Below are 14,414 nucleotides of genomic sequence, written 5' to 3'. Positions count from 1 at the left end.
AATTTGATAAGCCCTGAGTCTCTGACTCAGGGCTTTTTCATATGCAAAATTCAACGAAATTGAATATAGCTGCGTGATTTATGCGGTGAAAATCTGTTCTGGTAAATAATTATCCGAATTGCATGCCAATACAAAGAATAATATACCCGGCAGTAGGATCCCTGCCGGTAATAAATTTTTTGCCGTTATTTAATATTCTGACGTGCCAGTTCCAACTGAATATCCTTATCCAGATTGGCCACCCAGCGATTATAGTTTGGATGAATCTTTCCGTCTTTGGCATCCATATTTCCGCTGCCAATATAGTTAATCTGATAACTATTGGTATTGTAAGTGATACGGATGTCTGCGCTGTGGCCACGCAGCAAGATCTTGCCGTCAATCACACCGTCAGCGGTTGGGTTCATGATCCAGCCGCGGCTCAGGCCGGCGGAGAGGATCGCCTGGCGTACCTGTGCATCACTGTGACTACCAGCAATATTTTGGCTGACGTTTTTCACCGGAGCCGTGCCTGCGCAACCGGTGACCAGAATAGCGGCGAATACGCTCGTTAAAATGAATCTTAAAGGTTTCATTCTCTTGTCCATGAGTATTGATAAGTAAGAAATGTATTAATCATGCAGAGCAAGTGATGCATGACGATCCCTGATTAAGATACTCTCATCAGGAAAATTCGACAAATATTGCTGCTTTTCATCGTGATAATTCCCTTTTTTCTCAAGTGTTGCCAACTTATGTCGATAAGTAAGCCTAATCGTTTAATCGAATATTCCGCGTAAAAATAGGAATTTTGGGAATGCATTCTGGGGTTAGATATAATAAATTTACCCACGGAATTTTTCTTACCTGTAATACCCTTAATGGCGGGCGACATGAATATACTCAGTTGGTGGGCAATGGCTCCCGATCGTGGAACGCGTGATGCATGGCGCCAATGGGCTACGGATAATGCTCTTACCGCTGAATACCCGGGGGTATTACCCGGTTGCTCTCATATCCCCATGATGTCACTGCGTCGAATGAGTATCGGAACGCGCCTGGCGGTAGAAAGCGGGCTGATCTTATTGAAGGATTCCCCGGCGGATATGGCGATCTTTACCAGTCGTCATGGCGAGTTGGAGCGGACGCACAAAATTCTTCAGAACCTGCATCAGCAACAACCTTTATCGCCAACGGATTTTGCCATGTCGGTACACAACACGGCGGCGGGGTGGTTGACTATTATGGCGAAGAATACTTTGCCGACCACTTCACTGGCCGCCGGCGAAGACAGCTTTCAGCAGGGGATGATTGAGGCCCAGGCCGTATTGGCCACGGGCAGTGCGGAACGGGTGTTATTAATCGATTTCGACGGGATCGTACCGGATGTTTACCGGCCTTTTGCGCCGGAAAATTCGGTTCCCTATGCGGTCGCCCTGCTGCTCGAAAGTGGTGGCACGCTGCACTGCCAGGCAACAACTACCGAACGGGTGAACCACCAGGAGCCACAGGGCCTGTCGTTTTTACGGGGATGGCTGGGCGCTGATGATGAATTTACGGTACCGGGCCCACGGCACGGCTGGTTGTGGAAACGCTGATGGCTACAACGATCCCTGCCCAAACGGCTCCCGAACAATCCTCATGGTTTAATCGCTGTTGGCGAGTGGTGGCTACGGGGTTTTGCTTTTCGTTATTTGGTTTGGGTGGCCTGCTACTGTCTGGAGTCTGGTTCAACCTGATGCGGCTGGTAGTGCGAGATCCCGCACGGCGCAGTCGTTTAACGCAGAACTCAATCCGTCACAGTTTCCGTTTCTTCCTGGCAACGACGCGTTTTTTCGGCGTACTGGATTACCATTTCGACAATGCAGAACGCTTCAGTGAGGATCGCGGTTGCCTGGTGATCGCCAACCATCCCAGCCTGTTGGACTATGTGCTATTGGCATCACAAATGCCGCGCTGCGACTGTATTGTCAAAGAGGCCTTGCTGAATAATGTATTTGTCAGCGGGGTGATCAAAGCGGCAGGATATTTGGCTAATGCGCAGTCGGATATTCTGTTGGAACAGTGCCGCCAACGTCTGGTCAGCGGAGGGACCATTCTGATCTTCCCGGAGGGCACTCGTACTACGCCGGGCAAGGCGCTGACATTACAGCGGGGGGCCGCCAATATTGCGCTACGAGGGCAGTGCGACATCCGAGTGGTGCATATTCACTGCCATCCCCCCATGCTGACGAAGCAAGGCAAATGGTATAAGATCCCGGCGATAAAACCGCAGTTCCATATCACCGTTCAGGATAAGATCGACGCCCGCGCATTCATTCATGCAAATGACGTTTCTCCCGCCCTTGCGGCAAGAAGATTAACCCAGCATTTAACTGACGCCTTACAGTCAGAACCTATAAATAATGAGATATAGCGGAATGAATTTATTGAGCACCGAAATCAAGCAATTGATCATTGATACGCTCAATCTTGAAGGTATGACACCGGAGGAGATTGACGCCGAGGCACCGCTGTTTGGTGATGGACTGGGCCTGGATTCCATCGATGCACTGGAATTGGGCCTGGCATTAAAGAACCGTTATGGCGTGGTGCTGTCGGCTGAAAGCCAGGATATGCGCCAACATTTTTATTCCGTGGAAACGCTGGCAAAGTTTGTTTCTGCACAGCGTAGCAAATAAGGGGTTTTCATGGATAAGCAAGAAATTTACCTGCAAATTAAGGCGTTGCTGGTCAAACTGTTTGAGCTTGATGCCGATGACATCAAGCCCGAGTCCCGTCTGTACGAGGAACTGGAGCTGGACAGCATTGATGCGGTGGATCTGGTGGTGCACCTGCAAAAAACAACCGGCAAGAAGATCAAACCGGAAATGTTCAAGTCGGTGCGCACCGTGCAAGACGTGGTTGATGCCATTGATGAGCTGCTTAAGTCTGACAGCTAAGGCCGCTGCGTTAAGGTGAAAACGTCCCCTTGGATAAACCCGATGTTGCGGCTGTTGCAGGCCATGACCTGGCTGGCGCTGCTGCTTTATCCGCTGGCGGTCTGGTTTGGTTTGGCGCGCTGGGGCACCAACGTCCTGGGACCGCTGCTGGTGACTGTCTTCACCTTACGGCTAATACTGCTGCGCGGTAAACTTCGTCAGCAGATGTGGTTGGGCAAAGCCTTGGTGATTGTCGGCATCTTGCTGGCGCTTGCCAGTTGGGCGCTGAAACAGAGCCATTGGCTGCTGTATTACCCGGTCTTGGTCAACGCATTACTGCTGTTGCTATTTGCATACTCGTTGTTTGCACCCCCAACAGTGGTAGAGCGATTGGCGCGTATAACCGAGCCACAGTTGGATGCCGTTGGCGTAGCTTATACTCGCAAGGTGACTCAGGTCTGGTGCGGGTTCTTTATTGTTAACGGTGCAATAGCGCTGGCAACCTGTCTGTCTGGGGATATCACACTCTGGACGCTGTATAACGGCGGCATCAGCTACCTGCTGATGGGGGCATTAATGGGTATTGAATGGATAGTCAGGAAAAGGGTCAGACGCGCCTGAGTTTACCAATGAGCCAATGGCTCAGCGTGGAGCGTGATGATGGGTTGCTTATTGCCTGGCGTGGCGCTCAGGGATTCTGTCTCGGTCAATTTCGCCGTGATGTCGCCACATTGGCCGCACAACTGGCAGGCAGGGAAGAACAGCGTTGGGCGCTGTGTTTTGATGATAGCTATCGTTTTGCCGTTGCGTTGTTGGCCTCTTTGTATGCCAACAGAATGCCGGTAATTTTTGGTCATCAGCGCGAAGCTATCCTCAAAGAGCAGCGGGCAGACTTCGACGCATTGCTAACTGATTTACCTCTAGATCTCGATGTACCGGTTTTACCGGTAGCAGAAGGGAGTTGTACGGAGGTAACACTGCCTGCCTGGCCGCAAGACCCACGATTTATCCTTTATACTTCCGGCTCGACCGGCCAACCACAGGCGGTGACCAAGTCCGTTGCCTGCATGGATCGTGAAAGCGAGCTATTGGCCGCAAGCTGGAAAGATGTCTTTCAGGGTTGCAGCGTGATCGCGTCGGTCTCTCACCAGCATATGTATGGCCTGAGCTTTCGCTTGTTCCTGCCACTGGCTTTTGGCCTGCCGTTTGATGCACAGTTAACGCAGTATCACGAGCAGTTGATTGCCCGGCATCAGGGGCGGCGTCTGGTATTTATCAGCAGCCCCGCCTGGCTTAAACGGTTGGATAGCCGTTTGGCATTGGCAGAGTGCGTTGAGGTATTTTCCGCCGGCGGCCCGCTCTCTTACGCAGAAGCTAATCTGTCGCAGCAAGCATTGGGCGTATTGCCGCTGGAAATTTACGGCACAACGGAAACCGGCACGCTGGCATGGCGCAAGCAAGTTCGGGAGGCCACCCTGTGGCGACTGTTTGCCGGCGTGACGCTAACGGCAAATCCAGATAACAGCATAAATGTCGCGTCGCCTCTGATACCCGATACCGGTGAACTCGCACTGAGCGATGTGATTCAGCTTGCGCCGGGTGGTCGGCAATTTCAGTTAAACGGCCGCGCTGACCGCATTATCAAGCTGGAAGAAAAACGTCTGTCGCTGACCGAAGTTGAGCGCCGGCTGATTTCCCTGCCGGAGGTCGCCGATGCTGCCGTGCTAACCCAGCAGCAAACCGGGCGCACAGTATTGGTCGCGGCGATAGTGTTGTCACCCTATGGTGAAACCCGTCGACAAAAATTGTCAGAAGGGGAGTTAACCCGCGAACTGCATCAGGCGTTGCGGGGCTGGCTGGAGCCGGTGGCCCTGCCGCGCCGTTGGCGTATTATCGAGGCTATCCCTCTGAATCCGCAGGGCAAGCGCGCCTATGCTGAACTACAGGAGCTGTTTTTATGATGCAACCTGAGGTGCTGCAACAGCAGGTGAGCGATGCTACCCATGCCAGCCTGCTGCTGCGTTTGCCCGCAGATCTATTTTGGTTTCGCGGCCATTTTCCTGAACATCCGATCCTGCCGGGAGTCACACAGCTGAACTGGGTGATGCAGTATGCCCGTCAGTTGCTGGCTATCGAGGCCGGCTTCAAAGGCATTGAAGTGGTGAAGTTTCAACAGCCCTTACTGCCGGAGCAAAGTGTGTTATTGCAGCTCGAATGGCAGCCGGCGCGGCATAAACTGTTGTTCAGCTACCGCGTGGGCGAGGCGACCGCCAGCAGCGGCAAGATCTCATTATGTCAGTGAAAGCTCCCTTTACTCCCTGCATTATTATCCCCTGTTTCAATCACGGACAGATGATGGCCGCAGTGCTGACCAGGTTAGCCGATTATGGCCTGCCATGTCTGATAGTGGACGATGGCAGCGATGCCAGCACAGCCGAGGAGCTACAGCGACTGGCCGCTGACCGGCCGTGGGTCAGGTTGATGCGGCTGGATAAAAATCAGGGGAAAGGCGCGGCGGTGATCGCCGGCCTGCAACTGGCGCAACGGCAGGGCTACAGCCACGCTTTACAGGTGGATGCTGACGGCCAGCATCAACTGAGTGACATTCCGGCAATGATTGACGAAGCCCGCGCTCATCCAGACTGCCTGATTTCCGGCCGACCCATTTACGACAGCTCAGTACCAAAAGCACGCCTGTATGGTCGCTATGTCACCCATGTCTGGGTGTGGATAGAAACTCTGTCACTGTCGCTGAAAGACAGCATGTGCGGTTTCCGCGTTTACCCGGTGGCTCCGACGTTGGCGTTAACGACGCGTCATCCGCTCGGCAAACGGATGGATTTCGATACCGAAGTGATGGTCAGACTGTATTGGCAGGGCGTGCCCAGCCGTTTTCTGCCGACGCGCGTCACCTATCCGGTTGACGGTGTTTCTCATTTTGACGCACTGCGCGATAACCTGCGTATTTCCTGGATGCATACCCGTTTGTTCTTCGGTATGTTGCCGCGTATTCCTCGTCTGCTGCGCCAACGCCGACAAACGACCCGTCCGCAACACTGGTCGGCAACCCAGGAGCGCCACGGCCTGTGGGGCATCCGGTTGATGTTACAAGTCTACCGACTGTTTGGCCGCCGGGTATTTCAGTTATTGTTGTATCCGGTGATCGGTTATTTCTGGCTGACCGGGCGTAGCCAGCGTGAGGCATCACGCGACTATCTGCAGCGCCTGCGGCAATTCGCCGAGCAGCGGCAACAGCCATTGCCTGCACCGCTCAACAGCTTCAGTCACTTTATGAGATTTGGTGATGCGATGCTCGACAAGCTGGCGAGCTGGCGCGGGGAGCTCAATGACATTCGGCTGGTGGATCGCACGCGTTGTGAGCGGCAGATAGCGTCCGGAAAAGGCACGTTGATCCTGGCTTCACACCTGGGGGATATCGAGTCTTGCCGCGCACTGGGTGAGCTGGATTCTGGCGTAAAGGTGAATGCCCTGGTGTTTACCGAGCACGCCGAGCGCTTCAATCAGGTGATGAAAGAGGTAAATCCGCGAGCCAATCTGAACCTGATCCAGGTGACGTCGCTGGGGCCAGAAACGGCCATGCGTCTGCAAGACAAATTGGATGCCGGTGAATGGGTGGCGATCGTCGGCGATCGCACCTCGGCCGGCAAGCATCAACGGGGTGAGCAACCGCGTGTGGTGTGGAGCAACTTCCTTGGCCAACCGGCGCCGTTTCCTCAGGGGCCATTTGTCCTGGCCGCGGCTCTGCGTTGTCCGATATTTCTGATGTTCGGCCTCAAGCAGCAGGGGCGTCTTAACGTTTATTTCGAACCCTTTGCCGATCCGCTGTTATTACCCCGCCAGCAGCGCCAGCAGGCGTTGCAAGATGTGGTGGACAGTTATGCCGCGCGGCTGGAGCATTATTGCCTGTTGGCACCGCTCGACTGGTTTAATTTTTTCGATTTCTGGCAATTGGCGGCACAGCCGTCAGTGCAACAGGGGCCTGAGACATGAAGTTAAAAGACGATCCGCGATTTTCCGTCAGCATTGAAATCGCTATCCCTTTCCATGATACCGATGCCATGGGCGTGGTATGGCACGGCAACTACTTCCGTTATTTCGAGGTCGCGCGTGAAGCGCTACTCAAACAGTTTAATTACGGTTATCGGCAGATGCAGGCTTCAGGCTATGTCTGGCCGATCGTGGATACGCGAGTGAAATACATCGCGCCAGTGCTGTTTGAACAACGCATCATCGTCTGTGCCGAGCTGGAAGAGTATGAAAACCGCCTGCGCATTGGTTACCGCATTCTCGATGCGGATAGCGGCAAACTCACTACTCGCGGTCATACCATTCAGGTAGCGGTAGAGGCTGACAGCAAAGAAATGTGTTTTGTTTCACCGCAGGTGCTGTTGGATAACATTGAGGGGGCGCAATGAAGTACGGGTTATTGTTTCTTATCACCTTTTTCAGCCTGAGCGTCCAGGCGGTCACGCTGCCGGAGCTGCAACAGCGCTTTAGCCAACAGCCGGTACTGCGCGCCGAGTTCGAACAGCAGCGCAGCATCAGCGGTATGACGAAACCCCTGAAATCCAGCGGTGAGCTGCTGATTTCACAACAAAAAGGGCTGTGGTGGGCGCAACAGAAACCCTTCCTGCTGACCCTGCTGCTGGATGATAAGCGTATGGTGCAAACTCTGGCCGGCCAACCGCCGCAGGTGGTGACGGCAGAAAACAATCCGCAGATGTTCCAGTTCAACCACTTGCTGACCGCATTATTTCATGCAGACAGCCAGGCCCTGGAGCAAAACTTTGCTTTGCAGTTCAGCGACCTGGGTAATAACCAATGGCGACTGGTGCTGACGCCAAAAACCACGCCGCTCGACAAACTGTTCAAGCGTATCACCCTCAACGGTGCGCAATTCCTGGAAACCATTGATATCGATGACATGCAAAGTGACGCTACTCATATCCGCTTCTTTAACCAGCGTACGGCACCCCAGACGCTGACCGCCGGGGAGCAACAGCGTTTTGCGTCCTGAGCTGCACCGGCGGCTGGCGTTTGGCTGGCTGACGATTTGCCTGCTGCTGTTGGCGGCACTGTGTTGGCTGTTGCCGCGCAGCCAGATCAACAGCAGCGTATTGGCGTTATTACCGAAGCAGCAACTGGTGGGCGTGCCGGATGAACTGGCCGAAGGTTTCAGCCGTCGGCTCGACCGGCAACTGATGTGGTTGGTCAGTCCACCGCCGGGGGCGGACAACGCTGCGGTGAGCTGGTGGTGGCAGCAGTTACGCCAGATGCCTGAACTACAGCAGGTAGGCGGACCTATGGATGCGCAGCGTCAGCAGCAGTGGGGGCGTTTTTTCTATCAGCACCGCAATGTGCTGCTCGATGACGCCACCCGGCAGCGTTTGCAGCAGGGCGCGGACGCGCAAAGTCAGTGGATCCTCGGGCAACTCTATTCTGCCTTCGCCGGGGTCAGCGGCAAGGAGCTGGCTAACGATCCGCTGATGCTGGTGCGTGCCTCGCAGTTGGCTCAGCAGCAAAACGGTGGCTTGCTGAGCCTGTCCAATGGCTGGCTGGTGGCGCGTGATGCGCAGGGCCGCAGTTGGTATCTGCTGCACGCCGAATTAAGCGCCTCTTCTTATGACATCAGCAGTGCCCGACGCACGGTGGATAAACTGGGCGCGTTGCAACAGCAACTGCAGCAGCGCTGGCCGGGGGCAGAGGTACTCAACCGCGGTACGCTGTTTTACAGCAACTACGCCAGCCAACAGGCCGAGCGAGATATTTCGACTATTGGCCTGGCGTCGGTAGTTGGCGTGTTCTTATTGGTGTTGTTGATGTTCCGTTCGCCACTGCCTCTGCTGTTGTGCGGATTATCCGTGGGGATGGGGGCGCTGGCGGGCACCGTCGCCACGCTATTGGCTTTTGGCGAAATACATTTGATGACGCTGGTGTTGAGCATCAGCATTGTCGGCATCTCGGCCGATTACACGCTCTATTTCCTGACCGAGCGTATGGTACACGGTGACCAATCAACGCCGCTGGCCAGCTTGCAGAAGCTGTTGCCTGCGTTGTCGATGGCATTGCTGACCACTGTGGCTGCCTATCTGGCGCTATTGATTGCTCCCTTCCCGGGCCTGCAACAGCTGGCGGTATTTGCTGCTGCCGGGCTAAGCGCCGCCTGTATCACCGTCATTTGTTGGTACCCAGGTTTGTCGCGTCGCCTGCCGGTGCGCCCGGCACCGGGGCTGCGGCTGATCCTGGGCTGGCTGCACGCCTGGCGCCATAGGCGCTTGCTGCGCTACGGGCTGCCCACGGCGGTATTGTTACTGGTAGTGGCGGGTTTAAGTCAGTTGAAGGTCGACGACGATATTGGCCAATTGCAGGCTTTACCCGCGGCGTTGCAACAGCAAGAACAACGCATCGCGGCGTTGACCGGGCAGCATAACGATCAGAAATGGTTGGTGGTGTACGGCGAAAATGCCGAACAGTTGTTGCAGCGCATCGAGCTGCTGCAGCCCAAGTTAGCACAGGCAAAACGGCAGGGCATGCTGGCGGATTATCGTCTGTTACCTCTGCCTTCACTCCAGCGCCAGCAGCAGAACATCGCTCTGTTGCAACGGGTGGCACCGCAGGTGATGACGCAATTACAGCAGGCGGACCTGACCCTGAAAGCCCCCGACTTGACCCCTGAATGGGTGAAACCGGATCAGTGGCTGGGCAGCGTGGTTAGTGAAGGCTGGCGGTTACTGTGGTTGTCTCTGCCCGATGGGCGCAGTGCGGCGCTGGTACCGGTCAACGGCGTGCAGAACAGTGCGGCGATGCAGGCTCTGTCTGAACAGGTACCGGGCACGGGTTGGATCGACCGTAAAACCGAATTCAGTGAGCTTTTTGGCCAGTATCGGCTGTATCTTTCCTATCTGCTGATGCTGTCGGTGGCGGCGATCGCACTGATTTATCTGTGGCGTTTTGGCCTGCGTCACGGTCTGCGCTGCATGGTGCCGACGCTGTTGTCACTGGGCAGCGGCATTGCGGTGCTAGCGCTGAGCGGCCATACGCTGAACCTGTTCTCGCTGTTGGCACTGGTGCTGGTATTGGGGATCGGCATTAACTATACGCTGTTCTTTACCAATCCCCGGGGCACGCCGACCACCTCGATGTTTGCCATCTTTATGGCGGTACTCACCACCCAACTGACCTTTGGCATGCTGGTGCTGAGTCATACCCAGGCCATCAGCAGTTTTGGCATCGTATTAAGCAGCGGTATCGCCGTGGCCTTTTTGTTGGCGCCACTGACGTTAGCAACCAGAAGAAAAAGAGGAAAAGCCTGATGCGTGGCTTACGAATGATGCTGTTAATGCTGGCTCCCCTGCTGGTTGGCTGTGCCGGTTCGCAGAATCAAACCCTGCCGCAGGCGTGGCTGAAACCCGGTACACGGGTGACATTACCGGCACCGACGCTGGCACAGCCATTCAGCCAGCAGCAGTTGCTGACCGCCGAAGTAAAAGGACAGCAGCATTCGATGTTGGTGTTGCTCAACGCCGACGGTCAGCGCCTGCAACTGGTGGGCATGTCGCCATTGGGCATCCGGTTATTCAACCTGACTTACGATCGCCAGGGGATCCATACCGAACAGTTGATCAAAGTGGGCGAGTTACCCCCCGCCAGTCAGGTGTTGGCCGACATTATGCTGAGTTACTGGCCGTTGGCGGACTGGCGGCCTTTGCTGCCCGCCGGGTGGCGACTTGAGGATCAGCCGCAGAGGCGTCGGCTGTATGACGATCGCGGGACGATCATTAGCGAAATCCGTTACCAGCAGGTCGACGGCCGGCGCGAACCGCAGTCGATTGCCCAATCCGCCTTCCACTACCGCATCGCTATTCAGAATCTGGGGAGCGAATAATGGTTTACTTCTCTGCCGTAGGGATGGTGAATGCGTTGGGCAACAGCCTGTCGCAGATCGCGGAAAATCTGGCGCTTGGCGTGTCGCCCGGCATGCAGCAGCAGACGCAGTGGCTGATTGGCGGGGAACCTTCCTGGTTCGGTAACGTACAGGGTGAGCTACCCGCCATTCCTGAACTTCTCAAACGTCATAATTCGCGCAATAACCGCCTGTTGCTGGCAGCATTGGCGCAGATCGACACGCCAGTGCGTGCAGCCATCGCCCGCTACGGCGCGGATCGTGTCGCGGTGATTATGGGCACCAGTACCTCCGGTATCCATGAAGGCGAGCTGGCGTTGCAGCAGTATCAGACGGGACAGTGGCCACAGGGTTATGACTATCAGCAGCAGGAGCTGGGCGATCCGGGGTTGTTTCTCAGCGCTTTTCTCGCGACCCGTGGTCCGGCCTATACCCTGTCTACGGCCTGTTCCTCCAGCGCGCGAGCCATCATCAGCGGTAAACGGTTGATCGACGCCGGGCTGGTGGATGCAGCGATTGTCGGCGGTGCCGATAGCCTGTGCCAAATGCCGATTAACGGTTTCAACAGCCTGGAGTCACTGTCCGCACAACGTTGTACGCCGTTTGCGGCCGGGCGCAGTGGCATCAATATCGGCGAGGCAGCGGCGTTGATGCTGTTAACGCGGGAACCGGCAGCGGTAGCGCTGTTGGGCGTTGGCGAATCATCCGATGCCTGGCATATGTCAGCACCGCATCCCGCTGGTGAGGGCGCTGAGCGGGCCATCAGCATGGCGCTGCGGCAGGCCGGTCTCAATGCCGGGCAAATTGGTTATATTAATCTGCACGGTACCGCTACGCGGCTAAACGATCAGGTTGAAGCGCAGGTGGTCAATCGCCTGTTTGGCACCGAGACGCCTTGCAGCTCTACCAAACATCTCACTGGTCACACGCTGGGCGCGGCCGGTGCGGTGGAAGCGGCGTTGAGTTGGCTATTGCTGACTCAACCATTGCCGCTACCACAGCAAGATTTCAGCCGCGTGCCGCGCGATGCGGAACTGGCACCGATCGGCTTGGTTTGCCAGCCACAGCCGCTGGGGCAGCGTGCGATTTTGTCCAACTCGTTTGCCTTTGGTGGTAACAATGCTTGTCTGCTGCTGGGGGATGCCCGATGAATCATTATCATGCTGCCGAATACTATCTGCCCCATGCCTCTCCCATGGTACTGCTGGAGCAGGTGCTTGAAGTGGGGGAAGAGCATGCCCGATGCGCCGTTACGGTGAGTGGCGACGGCGTGCTGGCGCCGTTTCTTGACGCACAAGGCGCACTGCCGGGTTGGTATGGCATTGAGCTGATGGCGCAGGCGATTGGCGTCTGGAGTGGCTGGCATGGCCGTCAGAGCGCTCAACCGCCACAGCTTGGCATGTTGTTGGGCGGACGCGCGATTTACTGCGAGTTACCAGTATTTCCTGCCGGCAGTAAACTTTTGGTTAGCGTGCAGCAACTGTTAAAAGATGAAAAGCTGGCCAGTTTTGAGTGTGAAATCAGTATCGATAATGTGCGCATCGCGCAGGGCAGGCTGAATACTTACCAGCCTGATCAACAAGAAATCATTCAATTGACGACCTTAAGGGGAGACGCATGATGCGTTCCGTTTTAGTCACCGGCGCCAGCAAAGGGATCGGTCAGGCTATCGCCTGCCGCCTGGCTGCCGATGGCTTTTTGATAGCCGTTCATTACCACAGTGATAAGACCGGGGCCGAACACACACTGCAGCAGATTGTCAGCGCCGGCGGGCAAGGGCGACTGATTCAGTTTGATATCAGCCATCGTAGCCAGTGCCGTGAGGTGCTGGAGCAGGATATTGCCACCCACGGCGCCTATTATGGCGTGGTGAACAATGCCGGCATTACCCGCGATGGCGCTTTCCCTGCGCTGAGCGAAGACGACTGGGATGGCGTGATCCATACCAATCTCGACAGCTTCTACAACGTACTGCACCCCTGCGTGATGCCAATGATTGGCCTGCGCAAGGGTGGGCGGATCGTCGCGCTGTCGTCGGTTTCCGGCGTGATGGGCAACCGTGGACAGGTCAACTACAGTGCGGCAAAGGCCGGGGTGATCGGTGCCTGCAAGGCACTGGCGATTGAGCTGGCGAAACGCAAAATCACCGTGAACTGCATTGCGCCTGGCCTGATTGATACCGGCATGATTGACATGGAGCCGGCGGCGCTGGATGAAGCAATGCGCGCTATCCCGCTCAAACGCATGGGTTCGGCGGAAGAGGTGGCCGGGCTGGCCAGCTATCTGATGTCGGATATCGCCGGCTATGTGACGCGGCAGGTCATTTCCATTAATGGAGGAATGGTATGACACAACGAGTGGTAGTGACCGGCATGGCAGGTGTGACCGCGTTTGGCAATAGCTGGGCAGACGTATCCAGCCGCCTGCAGCAGGGCAAGAATGCGGTGCGTTACATGACGCAGTGGGAAGAGTATCAGGGGCTGAATACCCACCTTGGCGCACCGGTAGAGAATTTCGTCTTGCCGGAGCACTATACCCGCAAGCGCATTCGTTCGATGGGGCGGGTTTCACTGTTGGCCACCCGCGCGACCGAACTGGCACTTGAGCAGGCTGGGTTGCTGGGGGAGGCGGTACTGACCAATGGTGAGACCGGTATCGCCTACGGTTCATCGACCGGCAGTACCAAGCCGGTCAGCGAGTTCGCCACCATGCTAACCGAGAAGCACACCGGCAATATTACCGGCACCACCTATGTGCAAATGATGCCTCATACCGCGGCGGTGAATACTGGCCTGTTCTTCGGCCTGCGCGGCCGGGTGATCCCGACTTCCAGCGCCTGCACCTCGGGCAGTCAGGCGATTGGCTACGCTTACGAGAGCATTCGCCACGGCTATCAGACGGTGATGGTGGCGGGCGGAGCCGAAGAGCTGTGTCCTTCAGAGGCGGCAGTGTTCGACACGCTGTTTGCCACCAGTCAGCAGAACGACCATCCGGAGCTTTCGCCACGTCCGTTTGACCGTCAACGTGACGGACTGGTGATTGGCGAAGGCGCGGGGACGCTGATCCTGGAGTCGTTGGAGCACGCGCTGGCGCGTGGTGCCACCATTTATGGCGAGATTATCAGCTTTGCCACCAACTGCGATGCGGCACACATTACCCAGCCGCAGCAGGAAACCATGCAAATCTGCATGCAGCAGGCGCTGAAGGCCTCTGGGCTGGCGAGCAGCGATATCGGCTATATTAGTGCTCACGGCACGGCGACCGATCGTGGCGATATCGCAGAAAGTCAGGCAACGGCAGCGATCTTCGGCAATAGCACACCGATTTCGTCATTGAAAAGTTATTTTGGTCATACGCTGGGTGCCTGCGGCGCACTGGAGGCCTGGATGGCGCTGGAAATGATGCGTGAAGGCCGCTTTGCGCCGACCATTAACCTCAGTGAGCCGGACAGCGCCTGTGGAGATCTGGACTACATCATGGGCGACTATCGCCAGATTGAGACCGAGTTTGTGCAATCGAACAACTTCGCGTTTGGCGGCATCAATACCTCACTGATCCTGCGCCGCTGGGCGTAATTTTGCGTTGCCGGG

At 56.1% G+C, this 14,414-nt stretch carries 17 protein-coding genes; 16 read left to right on the top strand and 1 reads right to left on the bottom strand.

Going from position 1 to position 14,414, the window contains the following annotated elements:
• Positions 1–185: 185 nt before the first annotated feature.
• A complete protein-coding gene (locus FCL49_RS24075) occupies positions 186–575 on the bottom strand; it encodes a hypothetical protein (protein WP_174355428.1) in 390 nt (129 codons plus the stop codon).
• Positions 576–860: 285 nt separating this feature from the next.
• On the opposite strand from FCL49_RS24075, the gene FCL49_RS24070 reads away from it, so the two are divergent.
• Genes FCL49_RS24070 through FCL49_RS23995 form a run of 16 tightly spaced genes read left to right on the top strand, consistent with a single transcriptional unit; the run spans position 861 to position 14,399 of the window.
• Entirely contained in the window at positions 861–1,577 is a 717-nt protein-coding gene (locus tag FCL49_RS24070) for a beta-ketoacyl synthase chain length factor (RefSeq protein ID WP_174355427.1), read from the top strand.
• Entirely contained in the window at positions 1,577–2,395 is an 819-nt protein-coding gene (locus FCL49_RS24065) for a lysophospholipid acyltransferase family protein (RefSeq protein WP_174355426.1), read from the top strand. Before FCL49_RS24070 ends, FCL49_RS24065 begins: the two co-directional genes overlap by 1 nt.
• A 4-nt stretch (positions 2,396–2,399) precedes the next feature.
• Positions 2,400–2,660, top strand: coding sequence for a phosphopantetheine-binding protein (locus FCL49_RS24060; RefSeq protein ID WP_017891685.1), 261 nt, complete (start codon positions 2,400–2,402; stop codon positions 2,658–2,660).
• A 9-nt stretch (positions 2,661–2,669) separates the two neighbouring features.
• Positions 2,670–2,921 carry an acyl carrier protein gene (locus FCL49_RS24055; RefSeq protein ID WP_174355425.1) on the top strand — a complete coding sequence of 84 codons (252 nt, stop codon included), beginning with the start codon at positions 2,670–2,672 and terminating at the stop codon, positions 2,919–2,921.
• 42 nt (positions 2,922–2,963) lie between these two features.
• Complete coding sequence (locus FCL49_RS24050; protein WP_174355434.1) at positions 2,964–3,521, top strand: hypothetical protein; 558 nt, start codon at positions 2,964–2,966, stop codon at positions 3,519–3,521.
• Between the two features lie 8 nt (positions 3,522–3,529).
• The gene (locus FCL49_RS24045; protein WP_174355424.1) at positions 3,530–4,861 is read left to right on the top strand and encodes an AMP-binding protein; all 1,332 of its coding nucleotides are present in this window, start codon (positions 3,530–3,532) and stop codon (positions 4,859–4,861) included.
• Positions 4,858–5,202 (top strand): 3-hydroxyacyl-ACP dehydratase FabZ family protein, encoded by a 345-nt coding sequence (locus FCL49_RS24040; RefSeq protein ID WP_174355423.1) that lies wholly within the window; start codon positions 4,858–4,860, stop codon positions 5,200–5,202. Before FCL49_RS24045 ends, FCL49_RS24040 begins: the two co-directional genes overlap by 4 nt.
• Entirely contained in the window at positions 5,193–6,911 is a 1,719-nt protein-coding gene (locus FCL49_RS24035) for a glycosyltransferase family 2 protein (protein ID WP_174355422.1), read from the top strand. Before FCL49_RS24040 ends, FCL49_RS24035 begins: the two co-directional genes overlap by 10 nt.
• Positions 6,908–7,336, top strand: a complete 429-nt coding sequence (locus FCL49_RS24030; protein WP_174355421.1) for an acyl-CoA thioesterase — start codon at positions 6,908–6,910, stop codon at positions 7,334–7,336. Before FCL49_RS24035 ends, FCL49_RS24030 begins: the two co-directional genes overlap by 4 nt.
• Positions 7,333–7,938 carry a LolA family protein gene (locus FCL49_RS24025; protein ID WP_174355420.1) on the top strand — a complete coding sequence of 202 codons (606 nt, stop codon included), beginning with the start codon at positions 7,333–7,335 and terminating at the stop codon, positions 7,936–7,938. The genes FCL49_RS24030 and FCL49_RS24025 overlap by 4 nt, the downstream gene beginning before the upstream one ends.
• Positions 7,928–10,234, top strand: coding sequence for an MMPL family transporter (locus FCL49_RS24020; protein WP_174355419.1), 2,307 nt, complete (start codon positions 7,928–7,930; stop codon positions 10,232–10,234). The genes FCL49_RS24025 and FCL49_RS24020 overlap by 11 nt, the downstream gene beginning before the upstream one ends.
• Positions 10,234–10,806, top strand: a complete 573-nt coding sequence (locus FCL49_RS24015) for a DUF3261 domain-containing protein (protein ID WP_174355418.1) — start codon at positions 10,234–10,236, stop codon at positions 10,804–10,806. The genes FCL49_RS24020 and FCL49_RS24015 overlap by 1 nt, the downstream gene beginning before the upstream one ends.
• Complete coding sequence (locus tag FCL49_RS24010; protein WP_174355417.1) at positions 10,806–11,975, top strand: beta-ketoacyl-[acyl-carrier-protein] synthase family protein; 1,170 nt, start codon at positions 10,806–10,808, stop codon at positions 11,973–11,975. The genes FCL49_RS24015 and FCL49_RS24010 overlap by 1 nt, the downstream gene beginning before the upstream one ends.
• The gene (locus FCL49_RS24005; protein WP_174355416.1) at positions 11,972–12,445 is read left to right on the top strand and encodes an ApeP family dehydratase; all 474 of its coding nucleotides are present in this window, start codon (positions 11,972–11,974) and stop codon (positions 12,443–12,445) included. The genes FCL49_RS24010 and FCL49_RS24005 overlap by 4 nt, the downstream gene beginning before the upstream one ends.
• Positions 12,442–13,173: a 3-ketoacyl-ACP reductase FabG2 gene (locus FCL49_RS24000; RefSeq protein ID WP_174355415.1), complete on the top strand. Its 732-nt coding sequence runs from the start codon at positions 12,442–12,444 to the stop codon at positions 13,171–13,173. Before FCL49_RS24005 ends, FCL49_RS24000 begins: the two co-directional genes overlap by 4 nt.
• Positions 13,170–14,399 (top strand): beta-ketoacyl-ACP synthase, encoded by a 1,230-nt coding sequence (locus tag FCL49_RS23995; RefSeq protein WP_174355414.1) that lies wholly within the window; start codon positions 13,170–13,172, stop codon positions 14,397–14,399. The genes FCL49_RS24000 and FCL49_RS23995 overlap by 4 nt, the downstream gene beginning before the upstream one ends.
• Positions 14,400–14,414 lie beyond the last annotated feature (15 nt).

Source organism: Serratia proteamaculans (assembly GCF_013337185.1).
GTDB lineage: Bacteria > Pseudomonadota > Gammaproteobacteria > Enterobacterales > Enterobacteriaceae > Serratia > Serratia proteamaculans_D.
The sequence above is the reverse complement of the archived record's forward strand: the minus strand, read 5'-3'. Positions and strand labels throughout refer to the sequence as shown.